A 23868-nucleotide genomic window follows, 5' to 3' on the forward strand; every position below is an offset into this window, starting at 1 on the left:
ACCCTGTTATGAACGAAACACGCCCTGTTGCTTCCCTGTTGCTCGAAGAACACGTTCCCGGTGGTGGCCATACCTCGCTCATCGTCAAACGTGGCCAGTTGCTGCGGATCACTGACGAACTGGGCGGCGCCAATGTCAGCCTGATGCTGTTCAACGCGCAGGAGAAGAGCGAACGCCTGAACCTGCCGGATACACTCAAATGCCAGCACACTGCCAAGCTCACCAAAGGGCATTGCCTGTATTCAGACATGGGCCGCGTGCTGGCCGCCATTGTCGAAGATACCTGCGGCTGGCACGACAGCTTTGGTGGCGTGGCAAATGCCGAAGAAGTCACTGAAAAGTACGGCCCCGGCCGATATCAGGAGCTGCGCAACGGCTTTCACCGCAACGGTACTGACAACCTCTTGGTGGAGATGGGCAAGTGGGGGCTGGGGCAGGAAGACCTGCTCATGACGCTGAATCTGTTTAGTCGGGTGGACGTGGACGCCGAAGGCGCCTTCCATTTCATCGAAGGCAATTCCAAAGCGGGCGATTACATCGAGCTGTATGCCCCCATGAATACCTTGGTTGTACTCACTGCCTTGCAGCACCCGCTGGACCCAACACCCGAATACGCACCGAAACCCGTCACGCTGACATTGAAAAGCGCCGACCCAGGCGTGGCCAACGTCTGCCGTACATCCCGTGAAGAGAATATTCGCGGCTTTATCAACACCGAACGCTTCTTTCTGTGAGGATGACTGCCATGACCGTAACCGCTAGCGAAAAACGTCCTGAAAATGCCCTCTACCGTGAGGTCATCCCGGCGGGTGCGCCTTACCTGAAAGAGATCAAGGCCGGCCAGACAATTCGCATTCATGACCTCGAAGGCAATCAGGCTGTTGATACCTTGTTCTACAGCGCAACGAACCCGCGCGAGCGCTATGACGCCCAGCGTACGCTGCGTCGACAGGGCAAGGTCTACCTCACCACCGGGACCGTGTTGTATTCCAACCTGGGCAATCCACTCCTGACCATCGTTGCCGACACCTGTGGCCGACACGACACGCTTGGCGGCGCCTGCGCCCAAGAGAGCAACACCGTGCGCTATGCGCTGGAGAAGCGCTACATGCATAGCTGCCGCGATAACTTTCTCTGCGCCTGCCACCATGACGGCAGGTTGGGCAAGCGCGACATCGCTGCCAACATCAACTTTTTCATGAATGTTCCGGTGACGCCTGAAGGCGGGCTGACCTTCGAGGATGGCATCTCCGGCGCGGGAAAGTACGTAGAACTGCGCGCCGAGACGGATGTAATTGTGATGATTTCGAACTGCCCGCAGCTCAACAACCCATGCAACGGCTGGAACCCGACTCCGGCAGAGGTGCTGATATGGAGCTGAAACAGCGACTACGCACCTGGTTGCATACTCTTTGCCAGAGCCGCTCCGGGCAGTGTTTGAATACACGACGCTCTGAGTGCAAAAGGGACTGAGCGACGCCGAAAACGACAGGTATCGCCCCGCTATACCCCCTCCAGCTATGCATGACAACGACTTGGCTCCCGGGACGACCCTGGAGCGTGAAATTACGGCGGGACGGCCCGCCTCCCTTTCGAGGGTGCGACATGTTCACCAAACTCCTGATCGCTAACCGTGGTGCCATTGCCTGCCGTATTCTGCGTACTTTGTGCGACCTCCAGGTAAAAGGCGTAGCCGTTTACAGCGAGGCCGATCGCGCCAGCCTGCATGTGAGCCACGCTGACGAGGCCGTAAGCCTGGGTGAAGGCGCAGCCGCGACTACTTATCTGGATGTGCCCAAGCTCCTGGCTATCGCTACATCAACCGGCGTACAGGCTATCCATCCAGGCTATGGTTTTCTTTCCGAAAATGCCGCATTCGCCGAAGCCTGCGAGGCCGCCGGCATCGCCTTCGTTGGCCCCACTCCTGAACAGCTGCGTGTCTTTGGCCTCAAGCATACGGCCCGCGCGCTGGCCAAGGCCCAAGGCGTACCGATGCTCGAAGGCACAGAGCTTCTGGAGGATCTGGAGGCTGCGTTAAAGGCTGGCGAGACCGTGGGTTATCCGGTCATGTTGAAAAGCACCGCTGGCGGTGGCGGTATCGGCATGCGGGTGTGCCGCTCGGCCAGTGAACTCGCTGAAGCATTCGACGCCGTCAAACGTCTGGGTCAGAACAATTTCAGCGACGCGGGCGTATTCATTGAAAAATACATCCAGCGCGCCCGCCATCTGGAAGTCCAGATTTTTGGCAACGGCCAGGGCGACGTGATTGCCCTAGGTGTCCGCGACTGCTCCGTACAGCGCCGCAACCAGAAAGTGCTGGAAGAGACCCCAGCGCCTAACCTGCCTGACGGCATGGCGGAAGCCCTGTGCGCAGCAGCAATCACGCTGGGCAAGGCGGTCAATTACCGGAGCGCCGGCACCGTCGAGTTCGTGTATGACAGCGAAGCCCAGCACTTCTACTTTTTGGAAGTAAACACACGCCTGCAGGTCGAGCACGGAGTAACCGAACAGGTTTGGGGTGTGGACCTGGTGCGCTGGATGATCGAGCTGGCCGCAGGCGATCTGCCCCCACTGGCCGAACTTGCCAGACATTTAAAGCCACATGGCCATGCCATCCAGGCGCGGCTGTATGCCGAAGATCCAGGCCGCGACTTCCAGCCCAGCCCTGGCCTGCTGACCGCTGTCGAGTTTCCGCCCTCGGAGGGTCGCGCCCTGCGTATCGATACCTGGGTGGAAGCGGGTTGTGAAATCTCGCCCTACTTCGATCCGATGATCGCCAAGGTCATTACCTGGGCCGACTCCCGAGACGCCGCGCGCAGTGCACTGGACCTTGCTTTGCAACGCACCCGCCTCTATGGGGTAGAAAGTAACCGCGATTACCTGCGTCAGATCCTCACCGATACCCCCTTCGCCTCAGGCAACCCCTGGACCCGCTGCCTGGAGAACCTGACTTATCAAGCTACTACCTTTGAAGTCATCAGCGCGGGCACTCAGACGACCGTACAAGATTACCCAGGCCGCCAGGGGTATTGGGCGGTGGGTATTCCGCCGTCAGGTCCCATGGATGATCGCGCCTTGCGCCTGGGCAATCGTCTGCTGGGCAACCCCGAGGGCACTGCGGGGCTCGAGATCACCATGACCGGGCCGGCCTTGCGCTTCAACACGCCTGCGGTGGTAGCCGTGACAGGGGCAGCCCTGCCTGTACAGCTTGATGGCGTGTCGCAACCCATGAATACCACGCTGTTCATCCCCGCCGGGGCAACCTTGACGCTGGGTACGGTCAGCGGTGCCGGCGCGCGCAGTTATCTCTGCCTGAGAGGCGGCCTGGATCTACCAGATTACCTCGGCAGCAAGAGCACCTTTACTCTTGGTCAGTTCGGCGGGCATGGCGGTCGTGCCTTGCGGGCAGGCGATGTGCTGCACCTGTACCCGTCGCAGGACTACCATGCAGGTGCCAACCTTTCGCCCGAATTGTGCACCTCGCTGACGGATACCCGCACCCTGCGCGTGATCTACGGTCCGCACGGCGCGCCGGAATATTTCAGCGAGGCCTATATCCAGCGCTTCCTGGATACCGAGTGGGAAGTGCATTTCAACTCCAGCCGCACCGGTGTACGCTTGATCGGACCGAAGCCGGAGTGGACACGAGAAGACGGCGGCGAGGCTGGTCTGCACCCCTCCAATATTCACGATAATCCCTACGCCATCGGTGCCGTTGACTTTACGGGCGACATGCCTGTCATCCTCGGACCAGACGGCCCAAGCCTAGGCGGCTTCGTTTGCCCGGTCACAATCATTGAGGCAGACTTGTGGCAGATGGGTCAGCTCAAGGCCGGTGACAAGGTGCGCTTTGTGCCGGTCAGCATCGAGACGGCACGTTTACTGGTCAAGGCGCGTCATGCCGAGACTGAATCGCTGACACCAAATGTCGACTATGACGTGCTGCCGTTGGCCGGTACTGACTCCAAGCTGATCAGCCCCATCGTGCTGGACATCGGCCATAACGACGAACGTCTGGTCGCACGGCTCTCTGGCGATACCCATCTGCTCCTGGAAATCGGACCGGCCGAACTGGATCTGGTCTTGCGTTTCCGGGGGCATGCACTGATGCAGTCCTTAGAAGCCCTCGACCTGCCGGGTATCATCGACCTCACCCCCGGCATCCGTTCGCTACAGATTCACTATCGCCCCGAGCAGTTGTCACTCAATGACCTGCTGATCCTGGTCGAGCGAACCTGGCGGGAATTACGCAACGCCAACGATCTGCGCGTACCCTCTCGTATCGTCCATATTCCGCTTTCCTGGGACGACCCGGCGTGCAAACTGGCGATCGAAAAATACGCAACGACTGTCCGCAAGGACGCCCCCTGGTGCCCGAGCAATCTGGAATTCATCCGCCGCATTAATGACCTCGACTCCATTGAAGCGGTGAAGCGAATCGTCTTTGACGCCAGCTACCTTGTGATGGGTCTGGGAGACGTCTACCTCGGCGCCCCGGTAGCCACACCGCTGGACCCTCGCCATCGTCTGGTAACAACCAAGTACAACCCGGCCCGTACCTGGACGGCGGAAAATTCTGTCGGCATCGGCGGCGCTTACCTGTGCGTGTATGGCATGGAAGGCCCGGGGGGCTACCAGTTCGTGGGCCGCACGCTGCAAATGTGGAACCGTTACAAGCAGGTCGATGCCTTCTGCGGCCAGCCTTATCTGCTGCGCTTCTTCGACCAGATTCGCTTTCATGAGGTGTCAGCAGAAGAACTGCTCACGATACGCGCCGACTTTCCGCTGGGTCGCTATCCCCTGCAGATCGAAGAGACCGAGCTGTCCTTGGCGGACTATCAGGCATTTCTTGCCAAAGAGGCGGACTCTATTCACACCTTCCGCACCCACCAGCAGGCGGCCTTCAATGCCGAGCGCCAGCGCTGGCTCGAGTCCGGTCAGGCGCACTTCGAAAGCGAAGACGTCACGCCAGAGCCCGATGAGGATGCCCCCTTGACTGCCGGGCAGACCGCTGTGGAAAGCCATATTGCCGGCAATCTCTGGCAGGTACAGGTGGAACCGGGCACAGAGGTCAAAGCCGGCGATGTGCTGGTGATTCTGGAATCCATGAAAATGGAGATTCCGCTCTTCTCGCCTTGCGATGGACTCGTAAAGGACGTTCGCGTGCAGCCCGGCTCTCCTGTACGCGCCGGGCAAAGAATGATGGTAATCGAGCACGCCTGATCCAACTTAACTTAGCCAGAGGCGGGTCGAGCAAGGCGATACCCGGCTCAGAACGCTATTGCTGGGTATTGCCAATGGCTTTATCCAGACTACCAGGGACTATTTTATGACTGACCTGCGCCTCGATACCCTCCGCGCCGCCTACCGTGAAGGCCGCACCACGCCACGCACGCTTATTACCGAACTTCGCAACAAGGCCGAGCAGTTGAATCCCGACTTTCACCTGTTCATCCATCTGCTCTCCCTGGCGGAGCTGGAACCCTATCTGGCGGCACTGGAAAGCAGGTCCCCCGCGGACCTTCCGCTGTATGGCGTCCCCTTTGCCATCAAGGACAACATCGATCTGGCGGGCATTCCTACTACAGCCGCCTGCCCAGCCTTTGCCTATACACCGGAGCGCTCGGCCACCGTTGTCGAGCAGCTGATCGCCTTAGGTGCGATTCCCTTGGGCAAGGCCAATCTGGATCAGTTTGCCACCGGCCTCAACGGTACACGTTCGCCCTATGGCGCCTGCCGCAACAGTGTTCATCCAGACTACCCTTCCGGCGGTTCCAGCGCGGGGTCATCCCTAGCCGTAGCGCTGGGCGTGGCTACCTTTGCACTGGGTACCGATACGGCCGGCTCGGGTCGAGTACCTGCTGCGCTGAACAACCTGGTCGGTCTCAAGGCCACCAAAGGGCTGATCTCGACGGCGGGTGTCGTTCCGGCGTGCCGTACACTGGATTGCGTCACCTATTTCACCGCCACGGCTAAAGAGGCCAGCGAACTGCTCGCCCTGACCGCTGTATACGATCCACGCGACGCGTACAGTCGCGCCAATCCGCTCTGGAACGATGCCTCGGCCTTCGGTACTCCGCGCCCGTTCCGCTTTGGTGTACCCAGGCAGCTCGAATTTCTCGGCTGTCCGGAAAGTCCCGCGCTGTTCGAGCACACGGTAAGACAGCTGGAAGCGCTCGGGGGCGAGGCAGTCGAACTGGATTTCGCCCCGTTCCTCGAAGCGGCCAAGCTGCTCTACGAAGGTCCGTGGGTAGCCGAGCGCTACAGCGTGGCGGGTGAGCTGATCGAAGAACAACCGGACGCGGTACTGCCCGTCATCAAGGCAGTACTGGCCAAGGCGCCCGGCACGACGGCCGTAGACGCCTTCCGGGCACAGTACCGCCTGCAAGCACTCAAGGCTGTCTGTGACCAGGCGCTGACCGAGCTGGATTGCGTACTGACGCCTGCCTACCCCCGCCCCGTCACTCTGGATGAGTTGCAGGCCGAGCCTGTCGCCCGTAACTCCGATCTGGGTTACTACACCAACTTCATGAACATGCTGGATTATGCTGCCGTGGCGATGCCAGCCGGCTTTATGCAAAACGGCCTCCCATGGGGCGTGACGCTGTTCGGACGCGCCTTCACCGACCAGTACCTCTTGAGCCTGGCCGATGCCATCCAGCGTGTGCAGCAATTACCTCTGGTAAACGGTGCACATATGCCCGCCTCTGCACCTACTACGGTAGCGCGCCATGATCATGCTCGTGTGGTCGTCTGCGGTGCGCATCTGGAAGGGTTGCCGCTCAACTGGCAACTGATGAAGCGGGGCGGCAAACTGGTTTCACGTACAGAAAGCAGCCCCGACTACAAACTGTACGCCTTGGCCGGTGGACCGCCCTTCCGCCCGGGCATGGTTCGTGTAGCCGAAGGTGGTCGAGCCATTGCCGTGGAAATCTGGGAACTGCCCAGCCGCGAGCTAGGCTCGTTTCTGATGGGTATTCCTGCTCCGCTCGGCCTAGGCAAGGTTCAGCTGGCTGATGGCAGTTGGGAAACCGGGTTTATCTGTGAGCCCTATGGGTTGGAAGGCGCCAAGGACATCACCCACTTCGGTGGCTGGCGGGCTTATATGGCCAGCCAGCGATAGGAGGGGCTTGCTAATCGCTTGCCGGGGCTTACCACCGTCTCGGTGGTGGCCCCCAGTACGGTCTCGGTCCATGACGCCAATAGCCTGGGCCGGGACCGGGGCCCCAACCAGGGCGAAACCGCGGCGGAGGCGGTGGTGGGCCATAATAGAAATTCGAGCGCCAACGTGTCACAGGTCGGTCATAAATAATGACAGAAGGCGGCGGCCCAACAGGAACAGCCGGTGTTACATAAACGGGGGTATAGGAGCGGTAGTAGGTCGTGGTGGTATGACGGTAAGGGTTATCGTCGTAAACCACACAGCCGCTTAACGGTAGAGCAAACGCTAACGCCAAGAATAGACGCCGCAAAACAGTATCCTCCACGCCCTAAAAAACGGTGCGTAATGGCATATTACCGTTCTGCGAAACCCTGTTCTTTGTAATCACCCAGGCATTCAGCTGGCATTAAGCAACGTAACCAGATATTTCATCTCAAGATATCTGCTCAAGGTAGTCGCGCAGCCGTGTTTGCAGATAAGGTACTGCGTCCGGCAAGGACAGGAACTCCGCTATTGGCATCATCTGCCAATACTGGCCCTCATCACCAAAGCGTATGGACTCGATCTCTTCAGCGGTTAGTTCGCCGACGAAGAAATAGGCGTCAAGAGGCTTACGGGTATAACTCGTGTAGCACCTTTCCCAAATGATCCGATCTTTGGTCAGCTGCAGGGAAAACTCCTCATCCAACTCTCGCAATGCGCACTCGACTGGGCTTTCATTCCCCTCTCGACCACCGCCAGCAAAATCCCAGCAGCCCGGGAAGGGAATTGAGTTCTTCTCGTCTCGCTTGTAGGTCAGGAGTTGATCACCACACAACAAGGCAAGTTTAGCCCCGGAAAAGTCGTTCACTACTGCTCTCCTGGTGGCAGACTCTTTTTCAGACCCACCCTGCCAGTTTATCCGTGTTGTGATCGAATTGCGGTGACCGCATAGGTAATTATATGGATAAAGGGGGCGACATGACGGGTATCGCTGCTCCCCCTCCTACGTCCAAGCCGGTCTCTTCTAGAGTGGGTGGAGCAACGCGGTACCCATCATAAAGCTAAAGGGCGTTTATCAATAACCGTGGCGCTTCAGTATCGTGTCGATGCCGTCCTTTGCAGGGCGGTTGTAAAACTTCAACAGCTCGGCAGTGCGGTTGGTAAAGAAGCCATCTACGCCCGCATCGCTGATCTTCTTGAAGTCCACGGCCTCGTCCACCGTGTATGGATGCACGATCAGCCCTTTTTCATGAGCCATCTGATTCATCCAGGGCTTCACCAGATCCGCATAACTCTGATCACCGCCATTTGTCAGTGCCGAGGAAGGCCCTATTCCCAGTGCGCCATGCGCTTTCGCCCAATTCAGCCAGCGTTCGTACTCAGCCTTGGATTTGACCTCCTGCTTGGCATAATAGGCGGCCTTATCCTTTTCGCCCGAGTCGGCAAAGCTCACATTCGACTTGGGCTCGATACTGCCATCGCCCAGCCATAGCAGAAGCACTTTGGGCACCTGCGGCATTTCCTGCTGCAACAGTTCCATACTGCTCTTTTCGAACGTCTGCAGGACTACGCGACCTGGCATCGAGGCCACATGCACCTGCGGGGTATCCGATGTTTTTGCCGCAGGCTTGCCTAGCCAACCACGTGCCTGGAGCTTGTCCTTCAGGTCTTTTTCGATACCTGGGAACAGTTTGGGCTGCTTTGTCTCGATATATAGGCCCGGCTTGTTCTGGCCACCCTCGGCGATATCGATCACCTCGTCCAGGGTCAGAATTTTCTGGCCAGCAAAGCTGGGCCGCGCACGGTCCGGGTGAGCCGTATTGAACCAGGTTCCGGCATCCAGACTTTTAAGTTCCTCCAGCGTAAAGCTACTGACAGGTTGATCCGCCCGGTCCGGAAAGCGCTGCGCAACGTTAGTGGTGCGCTTGAGGTTGTCGTCATGCAGGGCGATCAGGACGCCATCACGGGTACGCTGCAGGTCCAGTTCCAGATAGTCGGCGCCCAAGTCACGGGCCAGCATATACGCGGGCGCGGTGGACTCTGGTGCATCATAGGACGCCCCCCGGTGTGCAATCACGGCCGGATACGGAATGCCCGCCTTCTCGCTCAGCGCCTTGCCTGCCGGCTCGCTCGTGGCACCAGCCGACTGCCCCATCATCCCCATGGCCACCATTAGCGCTCCTGCCAATAATCCCTTGCATAAACCTCTATCCATCGGTGTCTCCCGTTGCTGTGACTTTTTGGATTTTGAATACACAACGCCCATGCTGCGGCATGAACACGACGTTAACGTGACGATACCGCTTATCCCCACCCTTGCGGGCCATCAGTCAAAGAACGTAAGCAAGCGTAGCCCATACGGCTGGTCTTCATAGCCGTACTGCCTCACACGGGGTACGATTACGGTCTACCCCTATTTACATTGAATTTCCGTACGCCCTTACAGGCGCACGAGGCGACAGACATGAACACAGCCTATCCACCCCACCTCTGCCCAGGCTGCGGGCAACCCAATGGCTGTGCTCAGCTCGGTTGCAGCCAACCGGTAACTGACTGCTGGTGCTTCCACACCCGTATCGCTCCCGAAGCACTCGAGACCTTGCCGGAAGACGCTCGCAACGTGGCTTGCCTGTGCGCCCGCTGCGCCAGTGCTACCTTAGAACATGAAACGGATACTAACGGCTGATGCGCCTGGATCGTTTCATCAGTAACCGACCTACCCTCAACCGCCTGGACGCACGCGTGCATTTAGCGCATGGACACGTACGGATCAATGGCGTGCCTGTGCGTGATGGCCGCTACGAGGTACGCTTCTTCGATCGGGTCGAGCTGCTGGACGAGCTGCTTCAAGCTGGCAAGGCTGCTCGTTACTTCATGCTGCACAAACCCGTTGGGTATGTGAGCGCAACGCAGCATCCGGATCACCCCACGGTAATCGATCTGCTGAACGAACAGGACAAGGATGATCTCCACCTGACTGGCCGTCTGGACCTGAACACCTCAGGCCTTATGCTCATCACCAACGATGGTCTCTGGTCTCGTCGTCTGACCCTGCCCGGCAGCAAGCTGCCCAAGGTGTATTACGTCGAGACGGCCAACCCGATCCTGCCGGAATACGTCTCCACATTCGCCGCCGGGCTGTACTTCAAGTTTGAAGACCTTACTACCTTGCCCGCTCATCTGGATATCCTGAGCGAGCGCAGCGCGCGGCTTACTCTCATCGAGGGCCGCTATCATCAGGTCAAGCGCATGTTCGGGCACTTTAGAAATCAGGTCTTACACCTGCACCGGGAGCGGATCGGTCCCATTGTGCTCGATCCCGCCTTGGCACCCGGTGAATATCGTCCTCTTACCGCTACAGAAATCGCATGCGGCGTCCCTGCCTAGACCACTGAGGAACATTCGTCGCGCACTCCGGTCGGCATAAGAATCATTCATCAGCCAGGAGAGCCGTATGCGCATTCACGTTCCCCGCCTCGGTTTTGGCGGCGCCCCGCTGGGCAACATGTTTCATGAGCTCACCGAAGAACAAGCCTCCGCCACGCTTGAGGCGGCCTGGGAGGCCGGTATCCGTCTGTACGATACGTCTCCCCATTATGGTGCCGGCCTGTCGGAAATTCGCTTTGCCGAGGTGCTCAGTCAAAAACCCCGGGATGAATACACCCTCTGCACCAAGGTTGGCCGTCTGCTGCAAAAGGCCGACCAGCCTGAGAATGCGGCCCCGTTCGTCAACGAGCGCCCCTACCGCCGCATTCTGGACTACAGCGCAGACGGTGCCCGTCGTTCCATTGAAGACAGCCTCGAACGCCTCAAAACCGACCGGATTGATATCGTCTGGATCCATGATATATCCGAAGACCAGTTCGGCCCCACATGGCGAGAGTATTTTGACCAAGCCATGAAAGGCGCAGCGGTTGCACTGACCCGGATGCGCGAAGAAGGCCTCATCAAAGGCTGGGGGCTGGGTGTGAACATGGTCGAGCCCTGCCGTCTTGCCCTGGAACAGGCTGACCCGGATGCCTTTCTGCTGGCGGGTCGATACTCACTGCTGGACCATCGCGAGGCGTTGGATACTTTGTTCCCGCAATGCCTGGAGCGCGGTGTAGGTATTGTCGTAGGAGGTCCGTACAACTCGGGTATTTTGGCGGGCGGCGAGAACTACAACTATGCCGAGGCTGATCCGTCCATTAAAGAAAAAGCCAAGCATCTCAAGTGGGTCTGCGAACAGTTCGATGTCGACGTACGCGCTGCCGCCTTGCAATTTTGCGTAGCACACCCCACTGTAGCCGCCACGATCCCGGGCACCAGCAAGCCTGAGCGGGTCAGGGAAAACGTTGAACTGATGCAGGTACCAATCCCGCAGGAACTCTGGACAACACTACGGGAGCAGGGCGTCCTGCCCCCTGATGCGCCGGTGCCAGGCGAGACGGCCAGACACTAGGCGTGAAGTGGGTTCAGGGCACCTTGGCGTCGCCCTTATCCCACAGCCTTACCAGCTCGTTGGGTGCACGGTCTTCCGGAACGGTAATTGTGATCTCGTCGGGCTTGTCCTTGAAGCGCAACTCGATCTTGTAATACCGCTGATCGCCACGCCCTACGCTTTCCGCCGAGGCTGGCAGCGAACGCTCGAGCACGGAACAGATTCGTCCACGCTCATCCTCATTGCAACTGGAAAAATCGATCTCCCGTGGGCGCGCCAGTGCATGGATCGCTGCAAAGCCGCCCTGTCGAGAAAGCCTTAACAAGGCATCCGGCCCCAGTTTCGGTAGCTCTTTCATAATGACCTCCTCAGGTCAGCTCTACCCCAACGTCTTCCCAGGCCTTGTTAATTGCCTGGGTCTCGCGCGCTTCTGCGCCGAAGCGGCGACCGGCATTCGAAACGGTGAGTCGAGCGAAGGCCGCAAAATCAGCATCGTTGGTCAAGCGGCTGTCGCATAAGGTGTCATACCAAACGCGGCCCGCTGTCTCCCATGCGTATCCACCGATCCCGGTTGCCGCCAGATAGAATGCCCGATTTGGAATGCCCGAGTTGAGGTGCACACCGCCATTGTCATCCCGCGTTTCAATGAAGTCACGCATATGGCCAGGTTGCGGGTCCTTGCCCAGCATCGGATCATCATACGCCGTACCCGGCTCAGCCATCGAGCGCAGACCACGACCATTGATCTTCTCGGTCAACAGCCCTTCCCCGATCAGCCAGTTGGCCTCCTCGGCTCGCTGCTTCAGGCTGTATTGCTTAACCAAGACCCCAAAGACATCGGACACGGACTCATTAAGTGCGCCAGACTGGTTGTAATACACCAGCCCCGCCTCACTTTCCGTCACCCCGTGGGTAAGCTCATGGGCAACGACATCCAGCGAAATGGTAAAGCGGTTGAAGATCTCGCCGTCCCCATCGCCGAATACCATCTGCTCGCCATTCCAGAAGGCGTTCTGATAGTCCTGCCCGTAATGTACCGTGCCCGAGAGCGGCAGGCCCCGGTTATCAATGGAGTTGCGGCCCAGCACCTGATAGAAGAAATCGAAGGTGGCGCCGAGATGGTCATAAGCCTCATCTACAGCAATGTCGCTTACGGCAGGCTGGCCTTCCTTGCGAACCAGCACACCCGGCAACTGGTTGCCATTTTTTGCATCATAGATGCTGCGCTGTGCACGCTCATCATCGGTACGCTCCAGCTCACTCACCGGTGCCTGACGCACCCCAGGCGGGCCTGGATTATGCAAAAGCGTACGTACATGACTTAGCGTACCCAACGCGCAGGAGCGCTGGCGTTCATCGCCATGATCAACGATACGGCTGAGGATGTACGGGGGGATAAAACCTTGAACAGAACCCAAGCGAGGCATACGAACGCCCTCCCTAAGCAGCCAGCGTTGGAGCAGCACAACACTACCCCTCTCACGCCACTCTACGTGGCACAGAGTTAGACCGCAAAACCCGCCCTAGACTCCCTCGCACAAAAACCTTATCAAGAGGCTTCACCCAAGGCTCGGCTTCTGGTACAAAGGACGCCTCCCGAAGCGGGCGTCGTATAATGGCATTACCTGAGCTTCCCAAGCTCATGACGAGGGTTCGATTCCCTTCGCCCGCTCCAATTCGCTTCCTCATGATTCAAGCGGGGCTGACATCCTGGCTTGCCTTCCCAGTAGCAGCACTCGCCAATCCCCCTTCGCCCGGATCATTGCTATCACTACGTAAGGCAGCGTAAACAAGGCGCCCGCCATGAGTGCCAGCAAGCCCCATAGCAGACCAACCTGCCAGGGGCGGGCTCGATAGAGGAGCCAGAGGGCAATCAGAAAAACGTTCAGGCTCAGGTCTGAGTGGAACTGCGCTCGCCACGGATGAGCAAAGTCGCCTACAAAGGTGTACAGGCCCGCCACTAAGCCCATCTCGACAGTGCCGCGAAGCGTAATGGCGACCAGCACCAGCCATCCCACTCCAAGCAGCAGCGTTAGCACCGTTACCTTCCGCATATCACCCCTCAAAAATACATACCTGCTGTAAGGATTGTAGGCAGAAGACATGAGTTTGCCCGTGCGCTGCCATTGAGCAACGCACAGGCAACCGGTATGAATGCGCTTAGATATCGCTTTGTGCCAGTGCGGACTTGGTATTCGAGTTGATTGCCTGGTATTTCTTGACCGTACCGTCTTCATCGATCAGGACGCGCAGGCCCTTGGATTGTTCAGAGGCAGCGAGAAAGCCTGAATTGAAATAGGACCAGTACAGCATCTCATAGCCCGACTTGCGGATTTTGGATTGAGGCTCGCCAAACATGGCGATGAGCTGCGAGCGGGTCGTCTGGCCCTCGACAATCTGCCCTACCTGTTGCTCGTCAATGTTGCGCCCGCTCATGACGCAGCCGGTTGTCAGTAACGTGATCAGACTTACTACTACTAAACCACGCATGGTCTCCATCCCCCGTTGTACAGATGACTTTCTTGTTATGTTTTGTCCATCCTATCTATCCCATATGACAGTTCGGTTGGCTAGATAGCTTCATCAAATTTATTTGTGCAGAACGGGCGGGCCAGTGGAGGGGATCAGAGGTATCCAGGCAGGTGCCTGAATCAGTTATTCAGGCACCTGCTGCTATCAGGTAGAGCTCTACTCTTGAACGTTGCTCTTGTTCATGCGGCGCAGAATGCCCTCGGGCACGCCTTCTTTAACACCAGGCTGGGAAGCGTAGTCTTCTGAAACGGGCTCCAGATCATGGTCGTGCAGCCAGATAAGGGCATATTGGCTGACCTGAGTAGCCTCATAGGCTTCCCAGGCTTTCTGGGCTTTGGGGAAATTCTTGAGTTCATAGTCAAAGGTGCGCAGCGGCTTGCGGTCGGTCAAGGCGCGGGAGAGCACCGGATGTGCATGGGGGTCATGAAGGTCGAATAGAAAGGCTTCTCGCATGGCTACGCGCTCGGCGATGCCCAGTGGTTCTATGGGCACGTAGCGGTCTTTCTGGGTTTCGATGGCGTGCAGTTCTTCGGCTTCAAAGTCATCCTCGGTCAGATTCAGGAGCTTGCCGGTTTCCAGATCAAGTACGTGGTCGTGTCGGGCCTCACTGGTGAGGACTGATTTGAGCGCTTCGAGGTTTATCGTAATCGGTCGCATGGCTGCACTGACTTACTGTGGCTTATCGATACAGGTATGACCCAGGGATGACCGGAGGGTGCCCAACATAGGACAAGCAGATACCGCGGAAGCGAAAAGCCGCAGCGGTAGCTGCGGCTTTTCACGGTTACGGCGCGAGTTATTTCTCGGTAAGGCGCACCTGTGCCTTGAGTGGGCGCTCCAGGGCGTTGGCGCCTGCGCTGACGCGGTAGTTACCGCTACAAGTATCCAGGCGAGACGCTGGCATATACCAGACGACAGGGAGGCGTTGATCATGCTGCTAGGTATGGTAATTCCAGGCCCGCAGCGCCGCGCCGCCCTGGGTGCGGCCCCCTCACCTACCTCAGGGGAGCTGGACCGGCTTGTCGACCATGCTGTGCAGTTCTTCCTGCACGGCACCAAGGTCAGGCCCGCCTGACCCGTGAAGCAGGCTGGGCGCTCTGCCCATAAGGCATGACATTGTTACGGCCAGCGCCCTTGGCTTTATACAGTGCCTGATCCGCACACTTGATGACCTCTTCAGGGGTGCGCGCTGCCACGCCCCGCTCTGCGACGCCCATGCTGACTGTGATAAAGACAGTCTTGGCCTCACCGGAGCCACGTTGCTCCCTGCCCCGCTCGTCATCCTGGGGGCGGCTCTGCTTGTCCCGGATACGCAAAGGGTACTCTTCGATGCTACGCCGCACAGCTTCCAGATGCGGCAGGCATTCTTCCAGCGTCTTGCCTGGAAAAAGCAGCGTAAACTCCTCGCCGCCATACCGATACGCACTGCCGCCACCGCCGACCTTGCGCATCTTGCTAGCGACCAGCTTGAGTACCTGATCGCCGACGTCATGGCCGTGGGTGTCGTTGAATTTCTTGAAGTGATCCACGTCCGCCATGGCAATGACGTACTGGTTGCCCAGGCGACTCAAACGCTCATTGAGCGCACGGCGCCCCGGAATACCGGTCAACTCGTCTCGGAAGGCCATGTAGAAGGTTTCATGAATGACCGAGCCGATAATGATGAGCTGAACAAAGCTGATCATTACATCCAGAATCTGGGGCTCGATAAAGACCTTGGACCACATCCACATCAGACAGCCAATAGCCACAATAGGCGCCGCCGTCTGCGGCCTTGGCAAGAGAACATATCGCGTGATGACAAGCCCCAACCCCACGATAAAAGTGAAGTAGGCCAGCTGCGCCAGCTTCATCCAGTCGCCGTGCAGCATGGGCCAATAGATGGTATCGACCGCGTGCAGCATCGCCTCGGGATAGACACGGCCCAGTGCTAGCGGGACGACTGTTGCCACAATCAGTAGCGTCAGCCGGGCAATGCTGTCCTGCAGCAGATGCGCCTTGACCTGCCAAACGCAATAGATGCCAATCAGCAGTGGAGTCATGACTGTGGCAAGGTGAAAGACTAAGGGCGTTTCAGGGTTGAGCGTATGGGTCTGCTGATAATGGCTGACCTGAAGCGACAATGAAAAATGTGCAATGTAAAGCGTGACCAGGGAAAACAGTTGGCTCTGCCGCTGATAGACCACACAAAAGGCTCCTCCCAACAACACCAGAAGCGTTGGGAGTACGCTGAACAGCGATGCCATGAAAGCCGTGCCCGGCCAATACAGGCTAAGCAGCCACGCCACCATTGCTAGAAACAAGGGCGGCGCAAAATGAATCGGGCTTTGAGAGAAGCGGTTCCGCACAAGAAAATCCTGATAACTACGTTCACCGCCACGCGATGAAACAAATCGGATAATGAATGGTTACTGGCCTACCCTGGCAGCCTGACCTGCACGATCCTGTCTGCACCTTGCACAGCCAACAGCTGCTTCATCACGCGGAGCGATGGCCATTCGATATCAAGCATGCGTGCGGAGCATACACCTTGACGCCAATAATCTGTAATCGTCTTTATTGTAACGGCCGTCTCGCTGAGAACCTTAACGTTAAATTGAATCCCCATTAAGAAAACACGTTAATCGATTGATTTATCATGAAAACTTACTAATCAAATCAATCAATACCGTTCATGAACTGTTGCTTTCAATATCAAATCGGCAGCACTCAGAGGCCTACCAGCGGCCTGATCCGACAGAAGGATAAACACGGAAAGGTTAGTGGCCATGTGTTGCAAAGCGTGCAGCGCAGCGAGTCTCTTCTGCCTTGAGTAAACCGCTGTGCTCATGTGCCGCGACCCGATTGATGTCATTCAAGCTGCCTTGGTACGGATACCCTGTAAACCGCAGTAAACACACCTCACTGCTTCATAAAGAGCACAGCCCGTCACCTCAATTGATTCAAGTCAATCGCGAGCGAATTAGTCCGCTGCCTAGACAAGGGCCACCGGCATCACCTGCTAGGCTACATCGGACACACCCTTGCGAGGCTCCAGCCATCGTAACGTCAGCTCTGATGGGCCTGGACTCGTAACCTGCTCCTTTCCATCTGGAGGTAACTCGCAAGCCCTGCTACTTATCAGCCGCTTTGGCGCCTCCTTTATTAATGGATAAGACGTGTCTTTAAGCAGTAGCCATGATCTTGATTACGTTTTTCCGCCTCGCCCTATGGCATAACGCCTTTCAAAGAGCGTGGCCTCGTTATGTTTACTGAGCGCTTCATGAAATCGAATCTTTCCGCAAATGATGATCTACTCGAACACCCCACAGCGCAGCAGGTGATGCTTAAGCGGCTGGCCCGTATCGAAGGCCAGATTCGGGGCCTTCAGGCCATGATCCGACGCGGAGAGCGCTTCGAGTCGGTGGCCCAGCAGTTTTCTGCCTCACGCAGTGCGTTGGAAAAAGCGTATCGCCTGATGCTGACAGCATTGATTGAAGAGGCCATGAGCGATCCCGATCAGGACAGTGCCGAGGCGCTGGCCAAGGTTCGCGAGGTTTTTATCCGCTACACCTGACCCCTGCGGCAAACTGCCATCCCTTGAGGGATGCTTCTACTCTGATTTCATTGCGCCAGATCAATAGATAGCACCCTGCCATCGTCTCTAATGCCGATACTCCACGGAGTATCGACTATGAACTCGCCCTTCAGCTTTCTTAAACACCGCTTGGCCAAGGAGATCGCCGTGATTCTCCTGATCAAGCTGACCCTGCTCATGGGCATCAAGGCCCTCTGGTTCGACGCGCCCACCGTTCCCAAGGACGGCACCGTGGAAATGAGCCAACGCCTTTTGGGTGCCACTCCCGCTTCGCTTAAAATTGAGGAGACACCGAGATGATCTCGGAACAAGTCGTCGACCTGTCGCGTCTGCAGTTTGCCATGACGGCGATGTATCACTTTATCTTCATTCCCCTGACGCTGGGCATGGCCTTCCTGCTGGCCATCATGGAAACGGTTTACGTCATGACCGGCCAGCAGGTCTACAAGGATATGACCAAATTCTGGGGCAAGCTCTTCGGGATCAATTTCGCCCTGGGGGTCACTACCGGCCTGACGATGGAATTTCAGTTCGGCACCAACTGGGCGTACTACTCCCACTATGTGGGCGATATCTTCGGCGCACCGCTGGCGATCGAAGGCCTTATGGCATTCTTCCTCGAATCGACCTTTATCGGCCTGTTCTTCTTTGGCTGGGAGCGGTTATCCAGGAAACAGCACCTGGCGGTAACCTGGCTGGTAGCCCTGGGCTCCAACCTCTCGGCCTTATGGATTCTGATCGCCAACGGCTGGATGCAGAACCCGGTGGGTGCCGAGTTCAATTTCGAGACCATGCGCATGGAGCTGACCGACTTTGGCGCCCTGCTGCTGAACCCGGTCGCGCAGGTCAAGTTCGTGCATACCGTGGCGGCAGGCTATGTGACCGGCTCGGTATTCGTGCTGGCCATCTCCAGTTACTACCTGCTGAAGAAGCGTGACGTAGGCTTTGCGCGCCGCTCCTTTGCAATCGCCTCTGCCTTCGGCCTGGCCTCGGTGCTGTCTGTGATCGTGCTGGGTGACGAGTCCGGCTACGAAGTGGGTGACGTGCAGAAAGCCAAGCTGGCCGCCATCGAAGCCGAATGGCATACCGAAGAAGCTCCGGCCTCCTTTACCCTGTTCGGCTTCCCGAATCAGGAAACCATGCGCACCGACTATGCGGTGAAGATTCCCTATGTCATGGGCATTATCGCCACCCGCTCGCTGGACAAGCAGGTGACCGGCATTCATGAGCTGATCGACCAGCACGAAGACCGCATCCGTAACGGGATGGTGGCCTATAGTCTGCTGGAAAAACTGCGTGGCGGTGAGAAGACCCCTGAAAACATCGCTGCCTTCAACGATGTGAAAAAAGATCTGGGCTATGGCCTGCTGCTGAAGAAATACACCCCTGATGTGGTATCGGCTACCGATGCCCAGATCAAGGAAGCGGCCAAGAGCACCATCCCGCACGTATCTGGCATCTTTTGGAGCTTCCGCATCATGGTCGCCTCGGGTTTCCTGATGCTGATCCTGTTCGCCTGCGCCTTCTACGCCGTGGCACGCCGCAACGAGGCCACCAAGACCTGGCTGCTCAAGTTTGCCCTGTTCAGCCTGCCGCTGCCCTGGATTGCCGGCCAGACGGGCTGGTTTGTCGCCGAGAACGGTCGTCAGCCTTGGTCCATTGGCGAACTGCTTCCTACTCACCTGTCGGCTTCCAGCGTCTCTACAGGTGATGTCTGGGGCTCGCTGATCGCCTTGATCGTCTTCTACAGCGGCCTGCTGGTGATCGAAATGTACCTGATGATCCGCTTCGCTCGCCTCGGTCCGTCCAGCCTGCACACCGGTCGCTACCACTTCGAGAAAGGCGCAAAAACCGAACTGCCGCAGGCTCCGGAAGCGGCTGCGACTCCAACCATCATTGCCTGAGAACACCCTTATGTTTGATTACGAGAGTCTTAAACTGATCTGGTGGGTACTGGTGGGGGTATTGCTCATTGGCTTTGCCCTGACCGATGGCTTCGATCTGGGTGCGGCGATTCTGATGCCCATCGTTGGCCGTACGGACAACGAGCGGCGCGTGGTAATCAACACCATTGCGCCCCACTGGGACGGCAACCAGGTGTGGCTGATCACCGCAGGCGGTGCGATGTTCGCCGCCTGGCCGATGGTTTATGCCGCCGCGTTTTCAGGTTTCTACTGGGCCATGCTGGTAGTGCTGTTTGCACTTTTTGTACGCCCGGTGGGATTCGACTACCGCAGCAAGCTGGAAAATACCCAATGGCGTCAGGCCTGGGATTGGGGGCTGTTCGCCGGTGCAGTCGTGCCCTCGGTCGTGTTTGGCGTGGCCTTTGGCAACCTTCTGCAAGGCGTACCGCTGGAACTGGACAACACGTTGCGTGCCTCTTATCACGGTAGCTTCTGGCAACTGCTGAACCCCTTCGGCCTGCTGGCCGGTATCGTCAGCTTTACCATGCTGGCCCTGCATGGTGGTACCTGGCTGATGATGCGCACCGAAGGTGCCATCAGCCAACGCGCCCGCCGCGCCTCGCAGATTCTGGCGCTGGCGTTCCTTGCTACCTTTATCGGGGCGGGTGTCTGGCTGTGGATGGGTGGCATCAACGGTTTCGCCCTGCTTTCCAGCTTTGACGCCAACGCCGCACTGAATCCGCTAGCCAAGGAAGTCGCGCAGACCAACGTCGGCTGGATGGCCAACTACGTCCAATATCCGACGACCAAGCTGGCCCCGGCTATCGGCATCATCGGCGGTCTGATGGCCCTGCTCTCCTCGTCCTCCGGCCGTAGCTGGGTAGCCTTTCTCGGCTCCAGCCTGGCCATCGTGGGCACGCTGTGTACCGCAGGCTTCGCGCTGTTCCCCTTCATCATGCCGTCAAGCTTTGATCCCGCGGCGAGCCTGACCATGTGGGACGCCGTCTCCAGTCACAAGACTCTGGGGATCATGCTGGTAGCAGCCTGCATCTTCGTCCCGATCATCCTGACCTATACCCTGTGGGGTTATGTGAAGATGTGGGGCAAGGTGACTACCGCGCATATCAACGACAACCCCCACGGCCTTTATTGATTCATTCGTCTGCTCATTCGGCCGACCCTGCGGAGGCTCAAAACAGTCCCAGGGATCGGCCGGACAGGCCCTAAATATCTTCAGGAGTCATCATCATGTGGTATTTCACCTGGGTTCTCGGTATCGCTCTGGCGTGCGGCTTCGGCATCATGAATGCATTGTGGCTCGAAGCGACTGAAAATCTCGACGAGGAGATCCAGCCGTGATCACCCACGCCCGCCCGGTGCTGCTGCGAGGAGGGTTCAGGGTACTCTCCCTGCTCCTCGCCTCGCCACTGTGCCTGTTGCTGCTCATCTATCCCACTGCGTTTCTGAATGCCGAAGGCCACTACAGCCATAGCATGCTTATGCTGGTGATGTGGGGCGTGGCGGGCGGCTTTGTGCACGGCGTAGGGTTCGACCCTCGGGCGAAAGTCTGGAAGTGGGCCTTTGGCCCGTTGTTAGCCTGGACGCTGATGGCGCTGGGCTACGCCCTGCTGATACAGGCCCGAATGGGTTGACGTATGAGCTGCCAGCCTGATTGAGGGCTGGCATCCTTTGGTCAGGTGGTCATAAGCGAGTCGGTTGGATGCCGTGATGCAATCTCCAACCGCTCTGCTGGATACCTTACTGATTCGGTTCTTGCGCTCCAGTTGGGTATCGCATTGCTCAACCCATCCTAATTGCTCTCTCCATTACACTCCGCTCAGCAGGTTGGGTACAGCCCAGCGATACCCAACAGCTGTCCTGGACGGGTAATGCTTAATGCCTCTTCAGGCGGCAGAGCGGTCAAGTTCATCTCTCAGGGTTTGCGCCAGGGTCTTCAAATCGTAGGGTTTGGAAAGGACCTTGAAGCCATAATCCTTTACCGCGTGCTCGGTATAACCGGTGGCCAATACAATCGGCAGACCTGGATCGCGCTCGCGTAGCGCCAACGCCAGTCCGACGCCGTCCAGACGGCCAGGCATAATGATGTCGGAAAAGATGATGTTGGGTCGTACGCTGGGCGAGCCGGACAGCATCGTTTCGTACCGCTGCAAGGCCTCGTCGGCATTGGCGGCTGTGGTTACCTCAAACCCCAACTCTTCCAGCATCGGTCCGACCACTTCCCTCACCTGCTCGTCATCATCCACCAGCAACACCCGGGCAGACGCAACAGGCAACGCGCTGTCGGAAGCGGCCTCCTGGTGCTCGATCAATACGGCCTCCCCCAGGGGCAGCATGATTGTAAGGGTCGTGCCTACGCCTACAGCGCTTTCGATCAGCACCGTCCCCCGCGCTTGCCTGGCAAACCCATAGACCTGGGCAAGCCCAAGCCCGGTGCCTTGCCCCACCTCCTTGGTCGTGAAGAACGGCTCCATGGCCCTGGCCTGCACATCTTCACTCATGCCATGGCCATTGTCCTTCACGCACAACGCCACGTATTCTCCCCCTGCCAATCCCTCTACTTCACCGGTCTGGATTACCTTACGCACCAGCGAGACGGTGATTTCGCCGCCATCAGGCATGGCATCGCGGGAGTTGAATACCATGTTCAAGACGGCCAGCTCGCATTGAAGCGGATCGAGGAATACCGACCAGGACTGGTCCGGTATTTCCAGCGTGAGCCTTATACGGCTGGGCAAGGCGCCATCCAGCAGATCGCCCATACCCATCAGGACCGTACGCAGGTCCACTGTACGAGCCTCATCAACCCGGCTGCGACTGAACGCCATGAGCTGGCGAGTCAACTTGGTGCCCCGCTCAACAGACCGGCTGCAGGCTTCGATCGCTTTTTGGGCGCGGGGTGTCGTGGCTGACTTCTCAGCCAGCGCCAACCCCATGGTTAGCGTTTGCAGCAGGTTATTGAAGTCGTGAGCAATACCGCCGGTGAGGCGCCCCAGAGATTCCAGTTTCTGCCCTTGCAGCAACGCCTTCTGCGAGCGCTCGGCCTGAGCAACCGCCTCATCCACCCGCTGGTTCATCTTGGCGTTGGCGCTCTGTATTTCCTCGCTGGCCTTTGCCAGTACGCTAGCAGTGCGGTCCGTTTCAACCATGCCTGTTGCAATGGGCTTGATCGCCTCGCCTCGGCCCAGCGCCTGGGCCGTTTGATCCAGCAGACGAAGCGGCTGCGCGATTCTGCGCCCCATCCAGAAGGCTAGAAGAATGGCGCACCCCAACAGAATCAGTGATCCTACGATGACGGCAATCGAGGCATGAATAGCCGTACGCTGAATTTCCGCGCGTGGGAGGCCAATAACCACTGACCACCCCGACAAGGGTGCCTTGCTGAAGAAGGAGCGCATGGGCATGCCTTCCAGCGAGACCGAATCGAGAAACCCTTCACTATCGACCATCAGCCGATCCATTAAGGGGCCTGAAGCCTGTCTTCCTACAAAGTCCTGCGGACGGCTACTTCTGGTTACGACTTGCGCCTTGGAATCCATGATGACACCCAGCCAAGTCTGGGGCAGCTGCTGCTCTTTAAGCACCGTATCCATCTGCGAGGCAAACGAGCCCATTGCAATAAAGTAGGTGACCTGCCCATCACGAAAAACAGGCCGCCGGACCGCAAAGCTGTACTCTTTCCCCACAGGCGCGACATACAGTCCACTCACCAGTAACGGCTTGTTGAAGTCGGTGGCATTGATTTCAGCGTTAATGCTATGGGGAAGGTCTGCACCAAAAGGTCTACGGGTATTGATTAGCTGTTGCCCGTCCAGGTCGAACAGGATGATGGAGTTTTCCCAGGTCTGGGTAATCCGTCGCGCATGCTTGTAGAAGGCCTCAAGGTCGTTGCGCTCAAGGGAAGGCGAAATGGCCAGAGTCGAGATAATGGCATCACGCCTGAGCAGATCACGGTCAACGGCCAGCGAAAGCGCCCGGGTGGTGGCCCGCATGCTCTCTTCCACCTTGCTTCGCTGATCCTGGTAGACGTAGTAGATGGCGAATGTAGAAGCCAACAGTGTCGGAGCCAAGATGGCTATTACCAGCGTAATAAGCTTGGCGCGGATCGACATACTGCTGCGACCTTATTCAAAGGTGAATATGCTTGAAATTCTAGGCCCCTTTAGGGACTTTGACTATTACTAGCCAAGGGCCTTCTAGCGTCTCCTGTATCAAGATGCACTCACGCCGCCCTGCTGCGCCTTTCTTAAAAATGAACTCTTATGCCAGGCGG

Annotated in this window: 23 protein-coding genes and 1 tRNA gene; 15 read left to right on the forward strand and 9 right to left on the reverse strand. The window is 57.9% G+C overall.

The genetic code is table 11. The features are described from left to right. Nucleotides 1-8 precede the first annotated feature (8 nt). From JQR86_RS13280 to atzF, 4 genes are all read left to right on the forward strand, one after another. On the forward strand, nt 9-734 hold the full coding sequence (locus JQR86_RS13280) for an urea amidolyase associated protein UAAP1 (RefSeq protein ID WP_122043149.1): 726 nt from the start codon (nt 9-11) through the stop codon (nt 732-734). 11 nt (nt 735-745) lie between these two features. Beyond that, nucleotides 746-1381, forward strand: coding sequence for an urea amidolyase associated protein UAAP2 (locus tag JQR86_RS13285; RefSeq protein ID WP_074827661.1), 636 nt, complete (start codon nt 746-748; stop codon nt 1379-1381). 224 nt (nt 1382-1605) lie between these two features. Next, nucleotides 1606-5223 (forward strand): urea carboxylase, encoded by a 3618-nt coding sequence (uca, locus tag JQR86_RS13290; protein ID WP_434153703.1) that lies wholly within the window; start codon nt 1606-1608, stop codon nt 5221-5223. Nucleotides 5224-5329: 106 nt separating this feature from the next. Beyond that, entirely contained in the window at nt 5330-7123 is a 1794-nt protein-coding gene (atzF, locus tag JQR86_RS13295) for an allophanate hydrolase (protein ID WP_434153704.1), read from the forward strand. Nucleotides 7124-7595: 472 nt separating this feature from the next. Here the strand turns inward: atzF and JQR86_RS13300 are convergent, their stop codons facing one another. After that, complete coding sequence (locus tag JQR86_RS13300) at nt 7596-8012, reverse strand: NUDIX hydrolase (protein WP_197872700.1); 417 nt, start codon at nt 8010-8012, stop codon at nt 7596-7598. 207 nt (nt 8013-8219) lie between these two features. Next, a complete protein-coding gene (locus JQR86_RS13305) occupies nt 8220-9359 on the reverse strand; it encodes a glycerophosphodiester phosphodiesterase (RefSeq protein WP_434153705.1) in 1140 nt (379 codons plus the stop codon). Between the two features lie 249 nt (nt 9360-9608). On the opposite strand from JQR86_RS13305, the gene JQR86_RS13310 reads away from it, so the two are divergent. The 3 genes from JQR86_RS13310 (at nt 9609) to JQR86_RS13320 (ending at nt 11585) form a co-directional block, all read left to right on the forward strand. Continuing rightward, nucleotides 9609-9830, forward strand: a complete 222-nt coding sequence (locus JQR86_RS13310; protein ID WP_434153706.1) for a cysteine-rich CWC family protein — start codon at nt 9609-9611, stop codon at nt 9828-9830. Further along, on the forward strand, nt 9830-10531 hold the full coding sequence (locus JQR86_RS13315; protein WP_286787034.1) for a 16S rRNA pseudouridine(516) synthase: 702 nt from the start codon (nt 9830-9832) through the stop codon (nt 10529-10531). The genes JQR86_RS13310 and JQR86_RS13315 overlap by 1 nt, the downstream gene beginning before the upstream one ends. A 67-nt stretch (nt 10532-10598) precedes the next feature. Continuing rightward, nucleotides 10599-11585: an aldo/keto reductase gene (locus JQR86_RS13320; RefSeq protein ID WP_434153707.1), complete on the forward strand. Its 987-nt coding sequence runs from the start codon at nt 10599-10601 to the stop codon at nt 11583-11585. Nucleotides 11586-11598: 13 nt separating this feature from the next. Here the strand turns inward: JQR86_RS13320 and JQR86_RS13325 are convergent, their stop codons facing one another. Then, nucleotides 11599-11922: a protealysin inhibitor emfourin gene (locus tag JQR86_RS13325; protein WP_010797555.1), complete on the reverse strand. Its 324-nt coding sequence runs from the start codon at nt 11920-11922 to the stop codon at nt 11599-11601. 10 nt (nt 11923-11932) lie between these two features. Beyond that, nucleotides 11933-12991 carry a M4 family metallopeptidase gene (locus tag JQR86_RS13330; protein ID WP_019366594.1) on the reverse strand — a complete coding sequence of 353 codons (1059 nt, stop codon included), beginning with the start codon at nt 12989-12991 and terminating at the stop codon, nt 11933-11935. A 174-nt stretch (nt 12992-13165) separates the two neighbouring features. On the opposite strand from JQR86_RS13330, the gene JQR86_RS13335 reads away from it, so the two are divergent. After that, nucleotides 13166-13239 (forward strand) — tRNA-Gly (locus JQR86_RS13335). Nucleotides 13240-13249: 10 nt separating this feature from the next. Here JQR86_RS13335 and JQR86_RS13340 read toward each other — a convergent pair. The 3 genes from JQR86_RS13340 to JQR86_RS13350 form a co-directional block, all read right to left on the reverse strand. Then, nucleotides 13250-13618 (reverse strand): DUF1475 family protein, encoded by a 369-nt coding sequence (locus JQR86_RS13340; RefSeq protein ID WP_434153708.1) that lies wholly within the window; start codon nt 13616-13618, stop codon nt 13250-13252. A 106-nt stretch (nt 13619-13724) separates the two neighbouring features. Further along, a complete protein-coding gene (locus tag JQR86_RS13345; RefSeq protein ID WP_010797552.1) occupies nt 13725-14054 on the reverse strand; it encodes a hypothetical protein in 330 nt (109 codons plus the stop codon). A 198-nt stretch (nt 14055-14252) separates the two neighbouring features. Then, nucleotides 14253-14753, reverse strand: a complete 501-nt coding sequence (locus JQR86_RS13350) for a UPF0158 family protein (protein WP_150347800.1) — start codon at nt 14751-14753, stop codon at nt 14253-14255. Between the two features lie 58 nt (nt 14754-14811). On the opposite strand from JQR86_RS13350, the gene JQR86_RS13355 reads away from it, so the two are divergent. After that, complete coding sequence (locus tag JQR86_RS13355) at nt 14812-15171, forward strand: hypothetical protein (RefSeq protein ID WP_434153709.1); 360 nt, start codon at nt 14812-14814, stop codon at nt 15169-15171. On the opposite strand, the gene JQR86_RS13360 is transcribed toward JQR86_RS13355, so the two are convergent. Next, nucleotides 15158-16387, reverse strand: a complete 1230-nt coding sequence (locus tag JQR86_RS13360; RefSeq protein ID WP_434154913.1) for a diguanylate cyclase — start codon at nt 16385-16387, stop codon at nt 15158-15160. The genes JQR86_RS13355 and JQR86_RS13360 overlap by 14 nt on opposite strands. A 971-nt stretch (nt 16388-17358) precedes the next feature. Between JQR86_RS13360 and JQR86_RS13365 the strand changes: the two genes are divergently transcribed. The 6 genes from JQR86_RS13365 to JQR86_RS13390 all read left to right on the forward strand — a co-directional run bounded on the left by JQR86_RS13365 (nt 17359) and on the right by JQR86_RS13390 (nt 21229). Next, nucleotides 17359-17652, forward strand: a complete 294-nt coding sequence (locus JQR86_RS13365; protein WP_033352800.1) for a metal-sensing transcriptional repressor — start codon at nt 17359-17361, stop codon at nt 17650-17652. A 117-nt stretch (nt 17653-17769) separates the two neighbouring features. Continuing rightward, a complete protein-coding gene (cydP, locus tag JQR86_RS13370; RefSeq protein ID WP_010797548.1) occupies nt 17770-17973 on the forward strand; it encodes a cytochrome oxidase putative small subunit CydP in 204 nt (67 codons plus the stop codon). Continuing rightward, nucleotides 17970-19577 carry a cytochrome ubiquinol oxidase subunit I gene (locus JQR86_RS13375; RefSeq protein ID WP_219652808.1) on the forward strand — a complete coding sequence of 536 codons (1608 nt, stop codon included), beginning with the start codon at nt 17970-17972 and terminating at the stop codon, nt 19575-19577. The genes cydP and JQR86_RS13375 overlap by 4 nt, the downstream gene beginning before the upstream one ends. Before the next feature lie 10 nt (nt 19578-19587). Continuing rightward, on the forward strand, nt 19588-20730 hold the full coding sequence (cydB, locus tag JQR86_RS13380; protein WP_434153710.1) for a cytochrome d ubiquinol oxidase subunit II: 1143 nt from the start codon (nt 19588-19590) through the stop codon (nt 20728-20730). Between the two features lie 95 nt (nt 20731-20825). Beyond that, nucleotides 20826-20936 carry a cytochrome bd-I oxidase subunit CydX gene (cydX, locus tag JQR86_RS13385; protein WP_010797545.1) on the forward strand — a complete coding sequence of 37 codons (111 nt, stop codon included), beginning with the start codon at nt 20826-20828 and terminating at the stop codon, nt 20934-20936. After that, complete coding sequence (locus JQR86_RS13390; RefSeq protein WP_010797544.1) at nt 20933-21229, forward strand: cyd operon YbgE family protein; 297 nt, start codon at nt 20933-20935, stop codon at nt 21227-21229. The genes cydX and JQR86_RS13390 overlap by 4 nt, the downstream gene beginning before the upstream one ends. Before the next feature lie 252 nt (nt 21230-21481). Here the strand turns inward: JQR86_RS13390 and JQR86_RS13395 are convergent, their stop codons facing one another. After that, entirely contained in the window at nt 21482-23707 is a 2226-nt protein-coding gene (locus tag JQR86_RS13395; protein WP_434153711.1) for an ATP-binding protein, read from the reverse strand. Nucleotides 23708-23868 lie beyond the last annotated feature (161 nt).

Origin of the sequence: Pseudomonas sp. JZ134 (genome assembly GCF_051027695.1) — a bacterium.
Taxonomy (GTDB): Bacteria; Pseudomonadota; Gammaproteobacteria; order Pseudomonadales; family Pseudomonadaceae; genus Chryseomonas; species Chryseomonas luteola.